20 protein-coding genes are annotated in these 20,014 nt (G+C 69.1%); 14 read left to right on the forward strand and 6 right to left on the reverse strand.

All coding sequences use genetic code 11. The annotated features are described in order from the left end of the window. Positions 1-37 precede the first annotated feature (37 nt). Complete coding sequence (locus ACIBVL_RS40080) at positions 38-2,203, reverse strand: MMPL family transporter (RefSeq protein WP_399105637.1); 2,166 nt, start codon at positions 2,201-2,203, stop codon at positions 38-40. A gap of 164 nt (positions 2,204-2,367) precedes the next feature. Here ACIBVL_RS40080 and ACIBVL_RS40085 point away from each other — a divergent pair, with 164 nt between their 5' ends. The 10 genes from ACIBVL_RS40085 (at position 2,368) to ACIBVL_RS40130 (ending at position 11,429) form a co-directional block, all read left to right on the forward strand. Further along, a complete protein-coding gene (locus ACIBVL_RS40085) occupies positions 2,368-2,673 on the forward strand; it encodes a hypothetical protein (protein WP_399105639.1) in 306 nt (101 codons plus the stop codon). A gap of 301 nt (positions 2,674-2,974) precedes the next feature. Beyond that, a complete protein-coding gene (locus ACIBVL_RS40090; RefSeq protein WP_399105641.1) occupies positions 2,975-3,334 on the forward strand; it encodes a response regulator transcription factor in 360 nt (119 codons plus the stop codon). A 207-nt stretch (positions 3,335-3,541) separates the two neighbouring features. Next, a complete protein-coding gene (locus ACIBVL_RS40095) occupies positions 3,542-3,952 on the forward strand; it encodes a hypothetical protein (RefSeq protein ID WP_399105643.1) in 411 nt (136 codons plus the stop codon). An 85-nt stretch (positions 3,953-4,037) separates the two neighbouring features. Then, positions 4,038-4,754, forward strand: coding sequence for a DUF6766 family protein (locus tag ACIBVL_RS40100; RefSeq protein WP_399105645.1), 717 nt, complete (start codon positions 4,038-4,040; stop codon positions 4,752-4,754). Positions 4,755-5,579: 825 nt separating this feature from the next. Further along, positions 5,580-6,905, forward strand: coding sequence for a lipase maturation factor family protein (locus ACIBVL_RS40105; RefSeq protein WP_399105647.1), 1,326 nt, complete (start codon positions 5,580-5,582; stop codon positions 6,903-6,905). Between the two features lie 45 nt (positions 6,906-6,950). Continuing rightward, on the forward strand, positions 6,951-8,834 hold the full coding sequence (dnaK, locus tag ACIBVL_RS40110) for a molecular chaperone DnaK (protein ID WP_399105649.1): 1,884 nt from the start codon (positions 6,951-6,953) through the stop codon (positions 8,832-8,834). Further along, positions 8,831-9,415 (forward strand): nucleotide exchange factor GrpE, encoded by a 585-nt coding sequence (grpE, locus tag ACIBVL_RS40115; RefSeq protein ID WP_399105651.1) that lies wholly within the window; start codon positions 8,831-8,833, stop codon positions 9,413-9,415. The genes dnaK and grpE overlap by 4 nt, the downstream gene beginning before the upstream one ends. A gap of 632 nt (positions 9,416-10,047) precedes the next feature. Then, complete coding sequence (locus ACIBVL_RS40120) at positions 10,048-10,344, forward strand: hypothetical protein (protein WP_399105653.1); 297 nt, start codon at positions 10,048-10,050, stop codon at positions 10,342-10,344. Between the two features lie 129 nt (positions 10,345-10,473). Then, positions 10,474-10,899 (forward strand): DUF2267 domain-containing protein, encoded by a 426-nt coding sequence (locus ACIBVL_RS40125; RefSeq protein ID WP_399105655.1) that lies wholly within the window; start codon positions 10,474-10,476, stop codon positions 10,897-10,899. A gap of 395 nt (positions 10,900-11,294) precedes the next feature. Further along, positions 11,295-11,429 (forward strand): hypothetical protein, encoded by a 135-nt coding sequence (locus ACIBVL_RS40130; RefSeq protein ID WP_399105657.1) that lies wholly within the window; start codon positions 11,295-11,297, stop codon positions 11,427-11,429. Between the two features lie 150 nt (positions 11,430-11,579). On the opposite strand, the gene ACIBVL_RS40135 is transcribed toward ACIBVL_RS40130, so the two are convergent. Both ACIBVL_RS40135 and ACIBVL_RS40140 read right to left on the reverse strand, forming a co-directional pair. Further along, positions 11,580-12,641 carry a hypothetical protein gene (locus ACIBVL_RS40135; protein ID WP_399105659.1) on the reverse strand — a complete coding sequence of 354 codons (1,062 nt, stop codon included), beginning with the start codon at positions 12,639-12,641 and terminating at the stop codon, positions 11,580-11,582. Positions 12,642-13,038: 397 nt separating this feature from the next. Then, positions 13,039-13,458 (reverse strand): DoxX family membrane protein, encoded by a 420-nt coding sequence (locus tag ACIBVL_RS40140; protein ID WP_399105661.1) that lies wholly within the window; start codon positions 13,456-13,458, stop codon positions 13,039-13,041. Between the two features lie 212 nt (positions 13,459-13,670). Here ACIBVL_RS40140 and ACIBVL_RS40145 point away from each other — a divergent pair, with 212 nt between their 5' ends. Next, positions 13,671-14,234, forward strand: a complete 564-nt coding sequence (locus tag ACIBVL_RS40145; protein ID WP_399105663.1) for a DinB family protein — start codon at positions 13,671-13,673, stop codon at positions 14,232-14,234. 279 nt (positions 14,235-14,513) lie between these two features. On the opposite strand, the gene ACIBVL_RS40150 is transcribed toward ACIBVL_RS40145, so the two are convergent. After that, positions 14,514-15,230, reverse strand: coding sequence for an SDR family oxidoreductase (locus ACIBVL_RS40150; RefSeq protein WP_399105664.1), 717 nt, complete (start codon positions 15,228-15,230; stop codon positions 14,514-14,516). Between the two features lie 122 nt (positions 15,231-15,352). Between ACIBVL_RS40150 and ACIBVL_RS40155 the strand changes: the two genes are divergently transcribed. Next, positions 15,353-15,754 carry a MerR family transcriptional regulator gene (locus tag ACIBVL_RS40155; RefSeq protein WP_399105666.1) on the forward strand — a complete coding sequence of 134 codons (402 nt, stop codon included), beginning with the start codon at positions 15,353-15,355 and terminating at the stop codon, positions 15,752-15,754. A 198-nt stretch (positions 15,755-15,952) separates the two neighbouring features. Here the strand turns inward: ACIBVL_RS40155 and ACIBVL_RS40160 are convergent, their stop codons facing one another. Further along, positions 15,953-16,690, reverse strand: a complete 738-nt coding sequence (locus tag ACIBVL_RS40160) for an SDR family NAD(P)-dependent oxidoreductase (protein WP_399105744.1) — start codon at positions 16,688-16,690, stop codon at positions 15,953-15,955. 94 nt (positions 16,691-16,784) lie between these two features. Between ACIBVL_RS40160 and ACIBVL_RS40165 the strand changes: the two genes are divergently transcribed. Further along, a complete protein-coding gene (locus ACIBVL_RS40165) occupies positions 16,785-17,624 on the forward strand; it encodes a LysR family transcriptional regulator (protein ID WP_399105668.1) in 840 nt (279 codons plus the stop codon). 7 nt (positions 17,625-17,631) lie between these two features. On the opposite strand, the gene ACIBVL_RS40170 is transcribed toward ACIBVL_RS40165, so the two are convergent. Further along, entirely contained in the window at positions 17,632-18,468 is an 837-nt protein-coding gene (locus ACIBVL_RS40170) for an AraC family transcriptional regulator (RefSeq protein ID WP_399105670.1), read from the reverse strand. 162 nt (positions 18,469-18,630) lie between these two features. Between ACIBVL_RS40170 and ACIBVL_RS40175 the strand changes: the two genes are divergently transcribed. Beyond that, a complete protein-coding gene (locus ACIBVL_RS40175; RefSeq protein WP_399105672.1) occupies positions 18,631-19,851 on the forward strand; it encodes an MFS transporter in 1,221 nt (406 codons plus the stop codon). Positions 19,852-20,014: the final 163 nt, after the last annotated feature.

Genomic DNA, 20,014 nt, shown 5'->3' on the forward strand with positions numbered 1-20,014 from the left:
CTCTTCGCGATCGGCGATGCCGTCCACTCTCGGGGATTCAGTCGTGGGAGAAACGCACGTCGGGCAGGATCCGGCGCAGCCAAGCCGGGGCCCACCAGGCGGCGCGCCCGGTCAGGCGGAGCAGGACGGGCAGCAGGACCAGCCTGATGAGGAAGGCGTCGAGCAGGACCGCGACGCCGAGCACGATGCCCATTTCCTTGGGCGGCAGCGGGTCGGCGAGCGCGAACGTGAAGAAGACGGCGACCATGACCGCGGCGGCGGCGAAGACCACGCGACCGGAATGGGCGAGCGCGCCGACAACCGCGTGCTTCGGGTCGCGGGTGTGCTCGTAGTGCTCCTTGGCCGAGGACAGCAGGAAGACGGTGTAGTCCATGGCGATGGCGAAGATCATCGCGAAGAAGAAGACCGGTCCCCAACCGTCGAGGAAGCCTTGTGGTTCGAAGCCGAGCAGGCCGGAGAGGTGCCCGTCCTGGAAGATCAGCTTGGCGACTCCGAAGGCGGCGCCGGTGGCCAGGAGGTTCGTCAGGACGGCGAGGGCGGAGATCAGCGGGGCCTGCAGGGCGACGAGGAGCAGCACGAAGCCGAGGGCCAGGATGACTCCGATGACCAGTGGCGCCTTGTCGTCCAGGGCCTGTTTGAGGTCCAGGTTCTCCACGGCCGCACCGCCGACCAGGGCACGGGGAGGGAGGTCGGAGCGCAGGTCGGCGACGGTGTGCGCCAGTTGGCCGTCGGACGGGTCGACGGACGGAATGGCCTGGATCATGGTCCAGCGAGAACCGTCGACGGCCTGCTGGGCCGGCGCGGTGGCGGCGATGCCGTCCGTGGACGTGAGCACCTTGACCGTGGCGTCGGCATCACCGGAGGGGACGACTACCTGGAGCATGCCCGGGGCGCCCTTGCCGAGGGCTGTCTGAACGAGTTCGTACCCCTGACGCGAGCTGTCGCTGTCCGGTACGACCTTGATGGAGGGCATCGCGGTCTTCAGGCCCAAGACGGGTACGGCCAGGGCGATGAGCACGGCGAGGGCGAGCGCGCCGAAGCGCAGCGGCTGACGCCACAGACGCTCGCCCCAGGCTGCGAAGAGCGGTGAGGACGGGCGGTCGGCCCGGGTTCGGGGCAGGGCGAACCTGTTGACGCGCGGGCCGAGTTTGCCGAGGACGGCCGGGAGCAGCGTGAGGGTGGCGGCCAGGACGAAGATGACCGAGAGCATGATGCCGATCGCCATGGTGCGTACGGCGGGGGCGGGAACCAGGGTCACCGCGGACAGGCTGACCAGGACGGTGAGGCCGGACAGCAGGACGGCCTTCCCGGCGGTGTCCATCGTCTGGACGACTGCGCTGCGACGGTCGCCGGTCTCTGCCAGGGCGGCGCGGAAGCGGACGACCAGGAAGAGCGCGTAGTCGATGCCCAGCGCCAGCGCGAACATCAGGGCGAAGTCCATGGCCCAGATGGAGATGGGCATGACGTGGCTGAGCAGGACCAGCGAGCCGACCGAGGCGGCCAGGCCCGCCATCGTGAGGAGCAGGGGCAGGCCGGCGGCCACCAGTGATCCGAAGGCGATGACCAGCACGACGAGCACGACCGGCCAGGACAGGATCTCGGCGTGGATCATCGCATCGAGGTTGGCGGTGTTGAAGTCGCTCCACAGTGTCGAGGCGCCTGTCGCGCGCACGGTGATGTCGTCGGTCGACAGCTGCCGCAGGGGGTCCTTGAGGTCGTCGGCAGCGCGCACCATGTCGTCGGTGTTCGCATCGGCGCCGCCGAGGACGACCGCGGTCCGCCCGTCCCGGCTGATGCTGACGCCCGGCTGGGGTGCGATCACCTCGCCGATCCGATGGTCGGCCCTCAGCTCGCGGGTGACCTCGGCGATCACTTTTCGCACGGGCGCGTCGGTGACCCTGTCGCCTTTCGAGCTGATGACCACCTGGATCGCGGACGAGGCGCTTCCGCCGAAGTGCTCCTGCGCCAGTTCGCGCACCCGCACCGACTCCGAGCCGTTGCTCTGCCAGCCCGCCCCGGACAGAGCCGACGTGACCTGCGGAGCGAAGGCGCCGAGCACGGCCACCACGACCAGCCAGCCGATCAGTACGTGTTTGAAGTGCCCCGCGGTCCAGTCACCGAGCCGCCCCAACGGCCCGGACCGTGCTGGCGGGGGTGGCTCCGGCTCGTGCCCCGTCACCTGGGGGAACGTCGTGCTGGTCACATGGCCTCCTCGCGTCGAATACCCCGGCGGGTATAGGAGGACAGTAGCAGGATACCCAGGGGGGTATTGATGGATGAGGAGACCCGTCCCGGCCTCAGGCCCCCGGCGAACCTGAACGGCCGGGCGAACACGCCCGGTTCATCCCTGTCGACCGCCGCAAAGACATGATCATCACCGGTGGCTACAACGTGTACCCGGCCGAGATCGAACGGGTCCTGGCCGGACATCCGGCGGTCGCGATGGTCGCCGCCGGACCGGTCCCCGACGCCGTCAAGGGCGAACTGGCCTGTGCCTACGTCGTCCCCGCCGAAGGCGCGAAGGCGACCGAGGAGGAGTTGATCGCCTTCGCGGGCGAGTTCCTCGCCGCCTACAAGCGCCCCCGCCTGATCCGCTTCGTCGACGACCTTCCCAAGACCTCGACCGGCAAGATCATGCGGCGCGAACCCATCAAGTACGGCGGCGACGGGTGACGGCGAAGGTGTCCGACGGCGGCCTGTCCGGCCCGTCGCTCGCCGATCTCGCGGGACAGTACGCCGAGTTGGTCACCGCCCTCGACCGCGGTGAGGCCCTGCGCAGGGCGATCGCGGCGATGGCGGGCCCGGGAGAGGTGGCCTGGGCCGCTTCTCCCACCACGTTCGGGACGCTGAGCCTCGAACGCGTGGTCGGCAACCGGACGGGCCTGTTGCGTGGATTGGAGGTCCGCCCGGGGACCGGCCTGACAGGCAAGGTCCACCGAGCCGGAGGGCCGGACTCGGTGGACGACTACTTCGGGTGCTGGTGTTCACGGCCTTCCCGGAGCACGCCTCTGTCGCCTCCACTCTCGCGGCAGGGGCCTGCGGGCTGCTCGTGAAGGACGCGAACGTGACGGCGGTCCGTGACGTTGTTCGCAGCGTCGTCCGCAGCGGCACCTATCAGCTCACTCACACCGCCACCTCCGTCTCACCGGTCACCGCCCGTGAGTACGACGTCCTGCGCCTCGTCGCGTCCGGCCACACCAACCTCGAGATCGGTGCCGAGCTGAACCTGTCGGTCAACACCGTCAAGATCTACCTGCGGGAGGTCATGCGGAAGCTCGGCGCCCGCAACCGCGCCCAAGTGATCATGAAGGCGCGGTCGAGCGGGTTGCTCTGACCCTCAGTGGTGCTCGGCGCCGGGCGCATGGTCGTCGTGGGACTCTTCCGGGCGCCCTGGACGGGGACCGGAAGCCGGGGCACACGCTGCCGGCCCCGGCCTGGACCGAACGAGGGACTGGACAAGCGTGGCACGAACGCGCTGTTCAGCACGCTTTGTGTACTTGTGCGGGTGCCGCACGCCGGTCCGGCACCGAGAGGTGACGCTATGCGGGAATGGCGGTACGGCATGGCAGCGGTGGCCGCACTGGCGCTGAGCGCGCTGAGTGGTTGCGGCAGCGTCTCCGAGCGCGAGGACGATGTCCAGGCGGCTGTGACCAGATTTGAACAGGCACTCGCGCAACAGGCACCTGCCCGCCTGTGCGCGGCTCTGGCCCCGGGTGCACGGCAGGAGGTCGAACAGTCGGCCAAACGCCCCTGCTCGCAGGCAATCGGCCTGGAGGAGCTGATGGTGGGCGGTCGCGTACGCACCGTCGACGTCTATGGCCAGCAGGCGCGCGTGGTGCTGCACAACGACACGCTGTTCCTGTCCCGGTTTCCGCAGGGGTGGCTGGTGATCGCGGTCGGCTGCCGGCAGCGCCCCGCACAGCCCTACCAGTGCCAGGTCAAGAGCGGGTGATGACGGTGAAGGCCATGTTCGCAGCACAGCTGATCCTGATCGGCGCCGGACTTGCCTACTTCGCGGCGCTGGGGCTGATGCAGCGATGAGTCAGGCGCCTTCCCAGCGGCCTGCCGGCGCGCGCACTGTGCGGCGTTTCCTCTACGAGAACGGGCTCGGCCTGTTCTTCACCGCGCTGTTCCTCGCGATGCTGATCGGACAGGCCGTCGCCGGGCACGCCGACTTCAACAACCAGATGGTGGCCGAGCAGCTCGCCACGGTCAGCTTCTGGGAGTACGTGACCTCCTCCGACTTCGCTGTCGACGCCAGTGAGAACTGGCAGTCGGAGTACCTGCAGTTCTTCTTCTTCATCGCCGCGACGATCTGGCTGGTGCAGCGTGGATCCCCGGAGTCGAAAGAGCTCGGCAGGCACGGCCCGGAGTCGGATGAGGACCAGATGGTCGGCGAGCACGCCACGTCGGACTCTCCCGGATGGGCCGGGGCGCGCGGGTGGCGGCGGAAGATCTACTCCCACTCCCTGCTGCTGGTCATGGGGACGATCTTCATCCTGTCGTGGCTGGTGCAGTCGGTCACCGGAGTCGCCGCCTTCAACCAGCAGCAGCTGCGCCAGCTGCAGTCCCCCTTGAGTTGGCCCCAATACCTCGGAGCGGCTGACTTCTGGAACCGCACGCTGCAGAACTGGCAGTCCGAGATGCTGGCGGTTGCCTCGATGGCGGTGCTGTCGGTCTATCTGCGTCAGCGCGGTTCCCCGGAGTCCAAGCCCGTCGGCGCGTCCCACGACGCCACCGGCGTGGAGGGATGAGTCGGCCGATGGCGAACCTGATCGAGTCGATGCCGATGCCGATGCCGGCGCCGGTGCGCGGCCGAGGTGCAATGTGACGGGGCGACCCCGGCCAGCTTGCCCTTTCAGACGACCGGCGCCCACTCCCCGCACCCCGCCGCGAGTCCACCGCTCGCTGTAGCGGGGCGTCGTCCGACGATGCTGCGCCGCTCCGGAGTGGCGCGTCGGTATGCGACCATCATCTGGCGGGCCGCAGAGTTGATCACTCATGGGTCGCGGATGCAGCCAGTGAACGCTTGGCGATAAGGCGCCTTGGTTACTCGGAGCTCTCTTCCGGCACCTGGTAGGTCTGGGTCCAGGTGGCCCCGCAGCGGCAGGAGGAATGCTCTACGAGTTCACCGTTTTCGGTGACTCCCAGCCCCTGGTTGATGCGAACATGCACGTGCTCGGACATGTGCGGACTTCCTTCTCGCAAGGCTGTCGACTCGATGACAGGGGGAAAGTCCTCATTCTGTGCAGGCAGGGCAGAGCTCGCGTAGGAGCCACGTCACATCCCATAGGGCAGGAGTAGTGGCACGGCGCGGCCCTGCGGTTGGGAAATGGGCGTTCGGAAGCCTGATCCGGCTGCCGCGGGCTGAGGGGCGGGCGGCAGCCGGGAAGGATGTGCCGGGGGAGTGGAGTCGTCCTGACTGCGAGGCGGGAAGCAAGCCCTCAGCGGCGGTCAGCGGCGGTCAGCGGCGGTCAGCGGCCTACCCGGCCGCGGTGCCTTGCTGGGGCTGTTCATGGCCGCCTGCTTCCAGCGGCGGCGCGGCGTGCCGGTCGGTGCGGTGCTGTTCAGGGGCTGTGGTGATCTTCTGCTGGGGAGTTAGTACTCAGCAGGCGCCGAACATTTTCCTCCTGCACTACTCCGACCGCTTCTTCGCCGCCGTGACCTGGACGGGAGTAGCGCTGTCCGCCGCTCTGGCGGCGGGAGCGGGCGACCTCGTGCCGCTGTGGGCATCGATGCCGATGTGGGCGGTGCTGTGGACGCTGTATCTGTCGGTCGTCAACGTCGGCCAGACGTGGTTCGCGTTCATGTGGGAGTCGCTGCTGCTCGAAGCGGGTTTTCTCGCGATCTTCATCGGCAACGACGAGGTGGCTCCGCCGGTGCTGGTGCTGTACCTGTTGCGGTGGCTGCTGTTCCGGCTGGAGTTCGGGGCCGGGCTGATCAAGCTGCGCGGTGATCCCTGCTGGCGCGACCTGACCTGCCTCTACTACCACCACGAGACCCAGCCGCTGCCGGGCCCGCTGAGCTGGTTCTTCCACCACCTGCCGAAGTCGGTGCACCGGGTGGAGGCCACGGCCAACCATGTCGCCCAGGTCGTCGTGCCGTTCGCGCTGTTCGCCCCGCAGCCGGTGGCGAGCGTGGCCGCTGTCTTCATGATCGTCACCCAGCTGTGGCTGGTGGCGTCCGGGAACTTCGCTTGGCTGAACTGGCTGACGGTCGTGCTCGCATTGCCCGTCCTCGGCGGCTCGGCCATCACCGATGCGCTGGACCTTCCCGCACCGTCCGAGTTCGCGGCCACACCGGCGTGGTACGAGGGGACGGTGCTGGGGGTCACGCTCCTGGTGGCGGTGCTGAGCTACTGGCCGGCCCGCAACCTGCTCTCCCGCCGCCAACTGATGAACGCCTCCTTCACCCCGCTGCACCTGGTCAACACCTACGGCGCCTTCGGCAGCGTCGGCCGGGAGCGCTACGAGGTGGTCGTCGAGGGCACGGACGAGCCGGAGCTCACCGATGCCACGGTGTGGAAGGAATACGGCTTCAAGGGCAAGCCGGGGGAGGTGCGGCGTCTGCCACGGCAGGTGGCCCCTTACCACCTGCGTCTCGACTGGCTGATGTGGTTCGCCGCCCTGTCCCCGGCCTACGCGGCGTCCTGGTTCGCGGCCCTTCTCCTCGCGCTCCTCGACGGCAACCGGGCTGTGCTGCGACTGCTGCGCGGTAATCCGTTCCCCGCTGCACCGCCCACCTACGTCCGGGCTCGCCTCTACCTCTACCGGTTCACCACCTGGAGCCAGCTGCGCTCGACCGGCGCATGGTGGGACCGCACGCTCGCGGGCGACTACGTTCCGCCCGTCACCAAAGCACCCAAGGAGGTCGAAACGGGAATTTCTCGACAGTCCGAGACGTGAACTTTATACAGATTGTTAGCTGGGATGCAGATGGAGGAGAGGACCATGGCACGTGCAGTGGGAATCGACCTCGGCACTACGAACTCGGTCGTCTGCGTGCTGGAGGGCGGCGAGCCCACGGTCATCACCAACACGGAAGGGGCGCGGACCACCCCGTCGGTGGTCGCTTTCGCCAAGAGCGGCGAGGTGCTGGTCGGTGAGGTGGCCAAGCGTCAGGCGGTCACCAACGTGGAGCGCACCGTGCGTTCCGTCAAGCGCCACATGGGCGACGCGAACTGGCGGTTCCCGGAGACGGGAAGCATCGACGGCAAGAAGTACACGGCACAGGAGATCTCCGCGCGGGTGCTGCAGAAGCTCAAGCGGGACGCGGAGGGGTACCTCGGTGAAGACGTCACGGACGCGGTCATCACCGTGCCGGCGTACTTCAACGACTCCCAGCGCACCGCGACCAAGGAAGCCGGGGAGATCGCCGGGCTGAAGGTCCTGCGGATCATCAACGAGCCCACGTCCGCCGCCCTGGCCTACGGCCTGGACAAGGAGAACGACCAGACAGTGCTGGTCTTCGACCTCGGTGGCGGCACCTTCGACGTGTCGCTGCTGGAGATCGGCGAGGGCGTGGTCGAGGTCAAGGCCACCAACGGCGACACCCACCTGGGCGGCGACGACTGGGACCAGCGGATCGTCGATCACCTGGTCAAGCAGTTCAAGAACAACTACGGCGTCGACCTGGGCAAGGACAAGATGGCCGTGCAGCGGCTGCGCGAGGCCGCCGAGCGGGCCAAGATCGAGCTGTCGTCCTCGTCGGAGACGACGATCAACCTGCCGTACATCACCGCCTCCGCCGAAGGGCCGCTGCATCTGGAGGAGAAGCTCACCCGGGCCCAGTTCCGGCAGATGACCAGTGATCTGCTGGATCGGTGCAAGGGCCCGTTCCACAACGCGATCAAGGACGCCGGGATCAGGGTGTCCGACATCGACCACGTCATCCTGGTCGGCGGCTCGACGCGGATGCCGGCGGTGACCGAGCTGGTGCGGGAGCTGACCGGCAAGGACCCGCACAAGGGCGTCAACCCCGACGAGGTCGTCGCTGTCGGCGCCGCCCTGCAGGCCGGTGTCCTCAAGGGCGAGGTCAAGGACGTCCTGCTGCTGGACGTCACGCCGCTGTCCCTCGGTATCGAGACCAAGGGCGGCATCATGACCAAGCTGATCGAGCGCAACACCACGATCCCGACGAAGCGTTCGGAGATCTTCACCACCGCGGAGGACAACCAGCCGTCGGTGCAGATCCAGGTCTACCAGGGTGAGCGTGAGATCGCGGCGTACAACAAGAAGCTCGGCGTGTTCGAGCTGACCGGCCTGCCGCCGGCCCCGCGCGGGATGCCGCAGATCGAGGTCACCTTCGACATCGACGCCAACGGCATCACGCACGTCTCCGCCAAGGACCTGGGCACCGGCAAGGAGCAGCGCATGACGGTCACCGGCGGCTCCTCGCTGGCGAAGGACGACATCGACCGCATGATGCGCGAGGCCGAGCAGCACGCCGAGGAGGACCGGCGCCGCCGCGAGGCCGCCGAAACCCGCAACCAGGCCGAACAGGTCGCCTACCAGACCGAGAGGCTGCTCACCGACAACGCCGACAAGATCCCCGGTGACGTCAAGGCCGAGGTCGACGGCGCGCTGACGGAGCTGAAGGAGGCGCTGAAGGCGGAATCGACCGACACCGCGACCCTGCGGCAGGCCGCCGACAAGGTCACCGCCGCGGCCCAGAAGGTGGGCACCGTCATGTACGCCCAGGCACAGCAGGCGCAGGGCCGGCAGCAGGCCGCCTCCGGTGCCGACGGTGGCGGGGCAGGCACCGCCGGGCAGGACGAGGACGTCGTCGACGCTGAGATCGTCGACGACGACAAGCGGCAGGAGGGCACCGGATGACTCGCCCGAGCGACACCCACCGACCCGGCGAGCACCCGCTGTCGCTCATCCGGGACAACCGGCGGCGGGCGCCAGGCACCAGCCTGGAGCCCCGCCGCGGCGGCGACATCGAACCCGTCCGGAAGGCGGACTCGGCCGCAGGCGAAGCCGATGACCTGCGGACCCAGTTGCGTGACCGCATCGCGGACCTGCAGCGCCTGCAATCCGAGTACGAGCACTACCGCAAGCGGGTGAGCCGCGACCGCCGCGCGGTCGGCGAGATCGCCGTGGCCAACGTGCTCGCCCGTTTCCTGCCTGTCCTCGACGCCGTCGATCAGGCCCGCAAGCAAGGAGAGGTCACCGGCGGTTTCCGGCGCGTCACCGACCTACTTCAGAGGGAACTCGCGGCCCTGGGGCTCGAGTCCTTCGGCGCGGTGGGCGACCTCTTCGACCCCGCCGTGCACGAGGCCGTCTCCTGTACCCACTCCGACCACATTGCACAGCCCACCTGCACCTCGATCCTGCGCCCTGGCTACCGGGTCGGTGACCAGCTGCTGCGGCCCGCTCAGGCAGAGGTCGCCGAACCACCACCGGCCGGGTAGGTCTCCCCCCGGCCCCCAGCAAGCAGCAGACAAGCAGTCGCCGGCGCAGGTTCGGCTGCCCGGCACGGGTGAGCGGGGTGCAGCAGCATCCCGGGCGCCGGGTTCGGCGGGTTCAGCGCATGCGCTTGCCCCTGGTGGGCGCCTGCAGCGTGCGGCGCCCTGGGGCTCACCCCTGGGGACTGTTGGCATGCCGAAGGGAGGGAAGATTCATGGTGGCATCGATACGGCTTCTGGCGCCGCGCGCCAGGCGCGCACCGGCTCTGTCGCCCTTCGCGGAAAGCGGTGGCTGACTGCCCGATATGGAGCTGGGCGCTTGTTCGGGCGCAGTCCTGACCGCTTTGCCGACCGAGGCCAGCCCACGCGCACGTCACCGGCGTCGCCCGCCGTATGCGCGATGAGGGCATCGGCGCGATGCTGAAAGGGAAGACGCCCTCGGACTCGCCCCCGGGAGCACGTCGGCGTGCCGCCCACCTGTCTGCGGCCTGCCCCGGCCGGAAGGAACCAAGATGGACCACGACACCTTTGCTCGGCTCGCCGGTCCCGGCTTCGCCGGAAGCACCGGCAGCGTCACCTGACGTCCCGGCAACTTCAGGGGGGGGCGGCAAGCTGAACGGCGCTGCAAGGAGGACGTGATGGAGGAGCACTTTGTCTGGGTGACCACGCGCCGCCTTCGGCCAGGCACCCTGGAGCAATTCGAGGGGGCGTGGCAGCCGGAACCCTACCCCGAGGGTCTGCGCCGCGCCTTCGCTTACTGGTCCGAGGACGGACTGGAGATCACCGGCGTCTCCTTCTGGGATTCCAAGGAGGCGTGCGATTCCTGGCGGGCCTCCGAGCCCGAGGCGCAGCGGCGCGCCAAAATGGCCCCGTACGTCGCCGAGGAGCAGGAAGGCTTCTACCAGGGTCGTGAACTCGCCGTCCCTCAGCGGTAGCAGGGGCTGACCCCGAGGTCGGCAGTCCTGAAGGTGAAACCAGTGGCGGCCAACGATCACGGCGGGGCCACCATGCAGCGTCAGTGCCTGCCGCGATCGGTCGACCCGCATGGACCAGGGAGGCATTCCATGCGCATGCAGTGGGACGGGTTCCTGACAGCGGTGCAGGAGCGGGGTGAGTACAGCACACCGCAGGAGGCGGAGCGGGCCGCCCGCGTCGTACTCGCCCTCCTGGGCGCACACCTGGTGGGTGAGGCACGAGCCGAGCTGGCAGCCCGGCTCCCCGAAACGTTCGCCATGGTGCTGCTCAACCCGCTCCAGGCGCGTGAACCGCTCTCCCCGGAGCGGTTCATCCGGGCCACAGCGGCATGGATCGAGGGAGCCACCGAACAGACAGCGACCTGGGATGTCAGCGCGGTGCTCAGCGTCGCGGCCGATGCCGCGGGCGAAGACCTGATGGGCAGAGTCCTCCTGCAGCTGCCACCGGGCTACGACCTGCTCTTCGGCCGGCCGCAGCCGGCCACGCCCGGGACCGGCGAGCCGCAGCCCTCATGACAAGTGATCTCTCGGCGCCGGTGCACGGGCACCGCCACCCACCCCCCCGCTCCACTCTGAGGACGGCCCTGCACTGAGCGGAGCGCGGCACGATGAGGGCGACGGCGTGCGCGAGGAACGTGCTGGTCGCGAGGGTGCGATACTCGCGCAGGCACTCGTGCACGTCGCCGCGCCAGTAGGTGTCACCCGCATGGCTGCCCCGGGGCGTCGGCCGCTGCGGGCCGTGCCGGCAGGAGGGACCTCCACTCCTGCGGAGGAGTCGATCGGGATGCCGCTCGGCTCGCCGGCGCACGATGTGCCGGCGCGAATTCGAGGGGCGCCGGCCGGTGTCAGCCTCAACCGTGGGGGAACTTCGCAAAAGGTACGAAACCACAGCGTGTGCGGAGGTGAAGGCGATGACACTGCCTGTACGACGCGGCACGTCCCGGCTCGGCGAACGGCGGTTCCCCGGCTGGACCATGGACCCGCTCGCCGAATTCAACGACCTCTTCGGGCGCCTGGGCAACATCGAGATCACGACCGGCGAGTGACCGCACCACGCACAGGCCCAGCCCGGGCCGCCGCGCGACGTGCCCCGCCCCACAGGCAGTAGCACGCGCGGCAGGCGGGCCCACGCCGGTGTGTGCCGCCCCGGGACCCGCATACATGAGTGCCCCGGGGCGGCTTCCTTTTGTGCCCGGTCAGCTGCTGGGGATGCGGGCCTCAGCGGCGGAGATGACGTCCAGGCGTTGCCGGTGGCGCCGCTCGTACTCCCTCACCTGACGCGCCACCCCGGAGGGGGCGTCCTGCAGCCGCGCGGCGATCTCGGCCGGGCCCATGGCGTCGTAGCCGTCCCACGGCTCACTGCCGCGCATCCGCTCGATCGCCTCCAGCACCCCCTTGCGGTGGGCATGCGCGCGCTCGTAGCCCTCGATCACCGTCAGCTCCGACTGAGACAGCGTGCGCAGCCGCTGCTGGATCTTCTCAGTACTGAGCTGGCTGAACCCGGCAATCGGCAGATCCTCCTCCCGCGTGACCACTCCCTGAACTTCCTCAGCCATGCGGCCGGGCTGAGCCGTCTCCCGCAGCGCGCCCTCGGCCGCACCCCCAGCCTGTCGGCCGCCGCGCAGCGTCATCTCGCGAGCACGTTCGAAAGCGCCCCGCACCGCCTGGCCTGCCGCGTCGGCCAGAGCGCCGCCGCGGCCCTGGGCCGGCCGGGAGCCGTTGGTGCGCGTGGCCACGGCGCGGGCGTGCTCGGCGAGGCTGTGCTCCAGTGCCTGCAGCAGTTCCTCGTCCTGGCGGCGGACCGAGCCGAGCGCATCGGCGGCTGCCTGGTCATCCACCCCTTCGGCGAGGACCTCACCCGCCCGCGACGCCGCCAGCGCCCGCGCCGCGGCCGCGTATTCCTCCTCCGTGTTCCTCAGCAGCTGCCGCGCATCGGCCGGACCCGTGCCGTACACGATCCCCGTCACGATTTTTGAACCGGCCCGCAGCGGCAGCAGCGCCGTGCCCGCCACGCCCCGCGCGACGAACCGCGCCGTAGCAGCCGCCGAGCCGACGAGGCCCCGCCGCTGGAGTCGGCGCACCTGGTGCTGGATGAGGTCGACACTCTCCTCCACCTCATCGGTATGACGCTCGAGCAGCTGCCGGTGCGGTCCCGGCGGCGTGACCGCCACATCCGCACGGAACCGGTCGAGGACCGCGGCATGCGCCTGGCGCGCATCCTCCAGCATCGGTACGAGTTCCTCCGTTGTCACAGCCATAGGATGCTCCCTGAAAGAACGAGGAATGGGCAGCGTTGCGCCGCAGGCGGAAAGGCACGGCCGGGCAACAGGCACCATCCTGCGCGAGCTGTCGCCCACCGCGCCTGGTGAGCCACAGCGGGGAGGGAACCCGTCGGTGCGCCGGTCTGCGGCTCGATGCCGAAGGGGGACGGTGGCCGGACTGCGCTGTGCGGGTGACGGGGACGCCGCAGCGCGGCGTGTACGAAGGCCAGACTTGCGTGGGCATGGCATGGTCGGCGATGCCCCGCGCACCCGCCCGTCCGGCCAGCCTGCCGGGCCGATGCCGACGCAGCTCAGGCAGCCTCGTGGCGAGGACTGGCACCGCTGCGGGCCCGTCCGCCGGCCGCCGCGGCCAGTGCGTGGCCCCCGGGCCCGGTCAGCCGACGTCGAACAACGGGCCGGTGATGGTCAGGCCCAGCTCCGCACCGGCGTACGAGAACAGCGCCAGCAGCATCAGGCACGCCCCGCCCAAGGAGACGTCTTTGAGGAAATGGACCTGCTCGTTCTGCCGGACATGCGGGTCTGTCTCCTTCCAGAAGGCGTGCATCAGCAACGCGGTGGGGAGCAGGAACACAGCCAGCAGCAGGGCCCCGAGGTCGGCCCAGATCCCGAGCAGGACGCTCAGGCCGCCCGCCAGGAGCAGCAGGCCGCTCGCGAAGACGGCAGGACCTGCGGCGGGGACACCCCGGGAGGATGCGTACCCGGCCATGGCCTTTGTCCTCGTGAGGTGACCGGCGGCGGAGCTGAGGAACAACCCCACGAGCAGGATGCGGCCGATCAGTACCAGGACGTCCATCGTGACCTCCCTTCGCCCGGGGCACTTGTCGTCAAGCGCGGCCGGTTCCGCGCCGCCCCGGACTCGCCTCACCCGATTGGAATCCGATGCTTGGGCCTGGTGCCCGGGGACGTGCACCGTCAGCACGCCGTGAGTCAGAGACGCGCTGATGTTCTCGGTGCCGGCGTCCGCCAGGGGCGCAGCCAGGTCTCCGTTGTATGTAGTGTGCGGAAATGACGAGAAGCGAGCGAATCGCGGACCAGCTGGACCGGCACTGGCACAAGAACCTGCGGCCGCGGCTGCACGGTCTTGCCGATGAGGAGTACTTCTGGGAGCCGGTGCGTGGCTGCTGGAGCATCCGCCCACGTGGCTCGTCGGCCGCACCGATGTCGGCAGGTTCGGGGGAATGGACGATGGATTCCGCGTCCCCTGACCCGGTGCCGGCGCCGGTGACCACGATTGCCTGGCGGCTGGCGCACATCATCGTCTCCTGTCTGGGATATCGGGTCGGATGGCACTTCGGAGGCCAGGACGTCGACTCCCAGACATTCGCTTACGCGGCGACCGCTGACGAGGCGCTGAAACAGCTCGATGAGATGTATGAGAGATGGAACGCGGGGGTCCGCGAGCTCTCGGACGCTGACCTGGAGAATCCGCCCACGGTGGGTCCCGAGCGGTTTCCCATGGAGGGCATCGTCCTGCACGTCAACAGGGAGCTGATCCATCACGGCGCCGAGATTTCCCTGCTGCGCGATCTCTACCGCTGGCAGGACGGGGCCGTACCGCGCCGAATATGACCTTCCGTCCGCCGGCAACGCGGACTCCAAAACTCCCGGCCCACGCTCCGGGACCCCCTCACTGCCCGACCCGTCACCTGAACCACCGGCGATCCGACGTGGGCCCTCTCGTCGGCGAGTTGCTCACTCAACCGCTGCCACACCCGATCGGCCACGGCAAGTCAGCCGGTGTCCTGATGTCCGCGGCGCCGGTTGGTCCGAAGTGGCCGCAAGCCGGCACCGAGCCCCGCTCAGTGCTGGGCGAGAACCGGCGCCGCGGTCTGGGCGCACCGGGACGGGTCAGTTCCCGGACGGCACGCTGTAAAGCTGCGCAGGGTCGCCTGAGAGGGCGGCCTTGACGAAGCGGCTGGGGTCGTCGACGAGCACCTCGATGGCCCCGGCCTGCACGCCGTCGAGGCTGGCTCGTGCCACCTCGGCCGGGTCGATCTTGGGGGCATCGCGTCCCGCCATCATGTCGGTATCCGCGGCCCCCAGATGCACGCCCTGGACGAGGATCTTCTGATCGGCGAGTTCCACGCGCACGCCGTTGGTCATGTTCCACTCCGCGGCCTTGGCCACGGAGTAGGACCCCGATCCCTGGGGGGTGGCGACCCACGACAGTACGGACAGAATGTTCACGATCGCTCCTGCGCCGTTGGAAGCGAGGTGTGGAGTGAAGGCGCGAATGACCCGGAGCGTACCGAAGAGGTGAGTTTCCAGATCCTGCCGGATCTGGTCCAAGTCATCGGTCAGCAGCTGCGCCCCGGTCGCGATGCCGGCGTTGTTGACCAGTACCGCAACGTCCTGCGCTGCTGCGGCTGCGTCCGCGATCGATTTCTCGTCCAGCAAGTCCAGGTACAGCGGCGTGACCCGCGAGTCGGACGTATCGATCAGCTCCGGGCGGCGAGCAGTGGCATAGACCTTCTTGGCTCCCCGGGCCAGGAGCTCGTCGACGAAGCGCCGACCGATCCCGCGGTTGGCTCCGGTCACGAGTGCGGTGGAACCGGCAATATCCATGATCGTTCCTTTCGGTGGGCGGAGGGAGATTCGTTTCCGCCCCGCAGCGCCCTACGCTAAGACTTCACGTTGACGTCAAGGGCAAGTCGCGACAGGCGGCGTCGCCGGCAGGAGCAGTCACGATGCGTATCGGCGAACTGGCCAACAAGGCCGGGGTCAGCACGCGCGCCCTGCGCTACTACGAGGAACAGGGCCTGCTGCAGCCCCAGCGCACGACCAGCGGTCAGCGCGTCTATCCGGAGTCGGCCGTGGACCGTGTGGGGATCATCCAGCAGCTCTACGCAGCAGGCCTCGGCAGCCGCGTGATCGCGACCCTCCTGCCCGCCATCGATGCCCGCCAAGTCGACCCTGAGCTGCTGGAACGCTTGCTCGACGAGCGTTCCCGTATCAAAGCGAAGGTCGCCGAATTGCAGGACGCGGGCCGCCGACTCGACGTGCTGATCAGTCTCGCCACATACCCGGGTATGCAGTCGTGCCCCAGCTCGCTCGACCATGCGCTGACTTGGGAATCCGCCTCAGCCTGACGCCGCCTGGCACCAACCTGAGCTACCGGAGGATGTGCCGCGCGTCGGACGGATCACCGCCAGCGCCCCGCTGCTCACCGAGGAGATGGTCGATGAGCCACACGCCGCCATCGCCGCCTGTCTCCGCTGGCGGAACAGCCGCGCCCTGCCCAAGACCCGCTTCGCGCCCGAGTCACCGATCCGAAGGTCAGGCCAAGGTCACCAGGGCACGGCCCCGTTCTCGTCGAACAGCTGGCCGGTCGGGCCGTCGTCCGGCAGGGCCGCCAGCCGGATGGCGATCGCCGCGCCCTGCTCGGGGGTCTGGGTCCCGCTGAAGCCGTTGAGGTCGGTGGCCACGTAACCGGGGCAGGCGTTGTTGATCAGTATGTTGGTGCCGCTCAGCTCCTTGGCGTACTGGATGGTGACGGCGTTGAGGTAGGTCTTCGTCGGCGCGTAGGCCCCGCTGATCCCTCCGAGGTCGACGCCGGGCGTGGTCTGCAGTGTCAGGGAGCCGACGTGGCTGGACTGGTTGACGATCCGCGGGTGCGCCGAACGGCGCAGCAACGGCAGCATCGCGCTGGTGACCCGGATGACGCCGATGACGTTGGTCTCCACCAGTCGCCGCACGGTCTCCAGGTCGATGGTCGTGGGTTCCTCCGGCCAGCCGCCGGCAATGCCGGCATTGTTGACCAGTACGTCCAGCCGCCCCGCACGCTCCTCGATCAGTTGGACCGCGGCGGTCACGCTCGCGCCGTCGGTCACGTCCAGGGGTACGCCGAACGCGTCGGCACCAGCCGCGCGCAACTTCGCCACGGCGTCCTCCCGGCGCCGCTCGTCCCGGGCGCCGACACCGACACTCCAGCCCCGCGCACCCAGCCCGGCCGCGATCTCATACCCGATTCCCTTGTTCGCGCCAGTGACCAGCGCGATCGTCTTCTCGCTCATGACACCGAGCATGGCCGCCCTGCAGCCGGGCACCAACACCATCTCGGTAGTGCAGCAATACCCGAGCGATATCGATGAGTCGTCCGCCCGTCATTAGCCTGTACTCATGGAAATACGCGAGCTGCGGTACTTCGTCGCCGTCGCCGAGGAGCTGCACTTCGGCAAGGCTGCCCAGCGCCTCGGGATAGCCCAGCCGCCCCTGTCCCGCGCGATCACCCAGCTCGAACGGCGGCTCGGCATCGCACTGCTGGAACGCACCAGCCGCAAGGTCACGCTCACCGAGGCCGGAGCCGTGCTGCTGGCCGAAGGACACACGATCCTCAGCGCAGTGACCGCAGCTGAGCGGCGAACCCGACGGGCCGCGACAGCACACCCCGGCCTCGTCCTCGCCGCCAAATCCGGCACCGCCGACGAGCTGCTGACGAAACTGCTCGACACCTACGCCGCGGAACCCGGCGCAGCCACCGTCGATCTGCTGCTCTGCGAGGCACACCAGCACCAGCAGTTGCTGCAGGACGGGCAAGCCGACGTGGCTCTGCTCCACCTGCCCTTCGACTCGGCAGCCGGGCTCGACACCGAAACCCTGTACACCGAGGGGCAGGTCGCGATCCTGCCGGCCTCACACCCGCTCGCCGGCCGCTCCAAGGTCCGGATGGCCGACGTCACCACCCTGCCAACGCTCCCGATGGCCCGCTGGCCCGGTCCGGGCGGCAACTACCCGGAAGGGCCGGGCGCGGAGGTACGGAACCTGACACAGCTCTTCCAGCTGATCGCGCTCGGCCGTACCACCGCGGTCATTCCCGAGTCGGCCGGCGCCGACCTGCGCCAGGACCTTGCCGCCGTACCGGTGCTGGACGCTCCGCCCGTGACAACGGTGATCGCCTGGCCGCCGCACAGCCACCTTCGTACAGTCGCCGATCTGATCCGCGTCGCAGCACGACTTTGAACTGGGATCAGGAGAGCGGCCACCCCACGACGCCCCCGAGGGGCGTACGCGGTCGGCCGCCCGCGTGCTCACGTGCCGGGGAGCTGCGGGGGATCCCGCACGCCAGGGCTCGGTAGTTCCCGGGCGTCTGACCGATGGTGCGGGTGAAAGTGTCGATGAAGGCGCTCGTCGTCGCCCATCCGCAGCGGCGGCCGGTCTCGGTGACGGTCGCACCCTCGGCGAGCTGGATCATGGCGTGGAACACCCGGGTGGTGGTTCTCCACTGCGGGTACGTCATGCCGAATTCGGTCCGGAACAGCCGTGACAGGGTGCGTTCGCCCACGCCGGACTGCCGGGCCAGCCAGGTCACGGTGCGCAGCTCGGCCAGATTCTCGGTGGCCAGGCCGCAGGCCCGCACCAGTCTGGGGTCCTGGGGTGTGGGCAGGGTGAGCGGCTGGACGTGAGAGCGCCGCAGTCTGTCGCGCATGACCGCCTGGAGGCGATCCGACTCCGGCCCCGACAGGTCCGGATCGCTGCGGGCGATGAGGAGTTCGCGCAGCAGCGGCTCGACGAAGACGACCGTGGGTGATGCGGGCGGCAGCGGGGCGTCGTCCGGAGCAAATCCAATGGTGTGCACACAACTGGGGCCGTAGACCCGATGCTGGTGCCAGGTGTCTGCCGGAATCCACATCGCCTGGGCGCTGGAGGCGACCCAGGACGCCTCTCCCGTCTGGACGGCGAGAACGCCGGTGCTGACGTAGACGAGTTGGTGGAACGCATGGCGGTGGCGCCCGATGACCTGACCGGCGTTGTGATCGTGCCGCGTGATCGTCGGGCTCGTACCTGACTGGCTGTTCTCCGACATTGATCGGCAGATTATCGGAAGCGCGGCATCATGGCTGCCTGCGAGCGTGAGGCCATGAGCACTACACGATCTTCTTCGCCGGGGCATCGCGGGCGACACGAGGAGGGGCTGTCCGTGCGCCTGGCGCGGAGGTTTCGCGGGGCGGCCCTGGACCCACGTCCCTTGACCATAGCGGCGTTTCGGCGCCTCCTGCTGGCACAGGCAGCCGCCTACGTGGGCACCATGGTCACCGGTGTCACCGTGCCGGTACAGGTCTACGCGCTGTCGCACTCGTCCTGGTACGTCGGTCTCACCGGGCTGGCCGCACTGCTTCCGATCATGGTATTCGGCCTGTATGGCGGAGCCGTCGCCGACCGTGTCGACCGCCGTCTGCTCTATCTGTCGGCGTCCGCCGCCACGTGGCTGATCACCCTTGCCTTGCTGGCACAGGCGCTGGCAGATCTCCGCTCGGTGCCGTTCATCCTCGTGCTGGTGTCCGGCCAGGCGGCTGCGTTCGCCGTGTCGTCCGCCTCACGCGGCGCGATCATTCCCCGTATCGTTCCCTCCGGCATGATCCCGGCGGCCAACACCCTTTACTTCACTGTCGGGAACGTCGGCCAGGTGGTCGGCCCGCTCTTCGCGGGAATTCTGCTCGCGCTGCCAGGCGGGTTCGCCTGGGCCTACGGCGTCGACGCCGTCCTCTTCACCTTGCTGCTGTACTCGGCGTATCGCCTGCCCGCGGTACCGCCGCTCGACACGCTCTCGGCACGGGGCGGACTCCGCTCGGTGTGGGATGGACTGCGCTTCATCGGCGCCAACCCTGTGCTGTGGATGTCCTTTGCGCTGGATGTCGCGGCCATGGTGCTGGCCATGCCGACAGCTGTGTTCCCGCAGGCGGCCAACTCCCGCTTCCACGGCGGCGTGGGCCTGCTCTACGCCTCGATCGCCATCGGCTCGCTCGCGGCCGGACTGTTCAGCGGGTGGATCGCAAAGGTACGCCGTCAGGGCATCGCTCTGGCAGCGGCCGTGGCAGGCTGGGCCGCAGCGGTCGGCCTGGCAGGAACCACGTACTCGCTGTGGGGGGCTGCCACCCTGCTGGCCTGCGCCGGCGCCGCCGATCTTGTCAGCGCGGTCTACCGGGAGACCATTCTCCAGACCTACGCTCCCGACTCCATGCGGGGACGCCTGCAAGGCGTCTTCACTGTCGTCGTCGCGGGCGGGCCCAGGCTGGGCGATCTGCGCGCAGGCGCCATGGCGGCCACCATGGGTCTGGGCATGGCCTGGTCGGGCAGCGCCTTCCTGTGCTTGGTCCTGGTTCTCGCCACCGCGGTACTGGTGCGACCGTTCTGGCGCTATGACGCGGGCTCGAAACGACATGGCTCATCGCCCACCGGGAATTCGTAGCCGGACTGCCAGGGGGCTCCGCCTGCGTTCAGCAGGGAGCCCACCGACGCGGACCTGGCCCTGCGCCGGCAGCGTCAACGCGTCCAGCAGGTCCAGGCTCAGCCCGTCCACCGTCTCCGGCATCCTCTTCACGCCTGCACGGTCCGCAGCCGCCTCACCGGAC

It is taken from the genome of Streptomyces sp. NPDC049687 (assembly GCF_044465285.1).
GTDB lineage: Bacteria > Actinomycetota > Actinomycetes > Streptomycetales > Streptomycetaceae > Streptomyces.

Excerpts from the sequence above, each read along its gene's own strand:
- ACIBVL_RS40085 (WP_399105639.1), top strand. The coding sequence starts at position 2,368 with ATGATCATCACCGGTGGCTACAACGTGTACCCGGCCGAGATCGAACGG.
- ACIBVL_RS40095 (WP_399105643.1), top strand. The coding sequence starts at position 3,542 with ATGCGGGAATGGCGGTACGGCATGGCAGCGGTGGCCGCACTGGCGCTG.
- ACIBVL_RS40100 (WP_399105645.1), top strand. The coding sequence starts at position 4,038 with ATGAGTCAGGCGCCTTCCCAGCGGCCTGCCGGCGCGCGCACTGTGCGG.
- dnaK (WP_399105649.1), top strand. The coding sequence starts at position 6,951 with ATGGCACGTGCAGTGGGAATCGACCTCGGCACTACGAACTCGGTCGTC.
- grpE (WP_399105651.1), top strand. The coding sequence starts at position 8,831 with ATGACTCGCCCGAGCGACACCCACCGACCCGGCGAGCACCCGCTGTCG.
- ACIBVL_RS40120 (WP_399105653.1), top strand. The coding sequence starts at position 10,048 with ATGGAGGAGCACTTTGTCTGGGTGACCACGCGCCGCCTTCGGCCAGGC.
- ACIBVL_RS40125 (WP_399105655.1), top strand. The coding sequence starts at position 10,474 with ATGCGCATGCAGTGGGACGGGTTCCTGACAGCGGTGCAGGAGCGGGGT.
- ACIBVL_RS40130 (WP_399105657.1), top strand. The coding sequence starts at position 11,295 with ATGACACTGCCTGTACGACGCGGCACGTCCCGGCTCGGCGAACGGCGG.
- ACIBVL_RS40135 (WP_399105659.1), bottom strand. The coding sequence starts at position 12,641 with ATGGCTGTGACAACGGAGGAACTCGTACCGATGCTGGAGGATGCGCGC.
- ACIBVL_RS40140 (WP_399105661.1), bottom strand. The coding sequence starts at position 13,458 with ATGGACGTCCTGGTACTGATCGGCCGCATCCTGCTCGTGGGGTTGTTC.
- ACIBVL_RS40145 (WP_399105663.1), top strand. The coding sequence starts at position 13,671 with ATGACGAGAAGCGAGCGAATCGCGGACCAGCTGGACCGGCACTGGCAC.
- ACIBVL_RS40150 (WP_399105664.1), bottom strand. The coding sequence starts at position 15,230 with ATGGATATTGCCGGTTCCACCGCACTCGTGACCGGAGCCAACCGCGGG.
- ACIBVL_RS40155 (WP_399105666.1), top strand. The coding sequence starts at position 15,353 with ATGCGTATCGGCGAACTGGCCAACAAGGCCGGGGTCAGCACGCGCGCC.
- ACIBVL_RS40160 (WP_399105744.1), bottom strand. The coding sequence starts at position 16,690 with ATGCTCGGTGTCATGAGCGAGAAGACGATCGCGCTGGTCACTGGCGCG.
- ACIBVL_RS40165 (WP_399105668.1), top strand. The coding sequence starts at position 16,785 with ATGGAAATACGCGAGCTGCGGTACTTCGTCGCCGTCGCCGAGGAGCTG.
- ACIBVL_RS40170 (WP_399105670.1), bottom strand. The coding sequence starts at position 18,468 with ATGTCGGAGAACAGCCAGTCAGGTACGAGCCCGACGATCACGCGGCAC.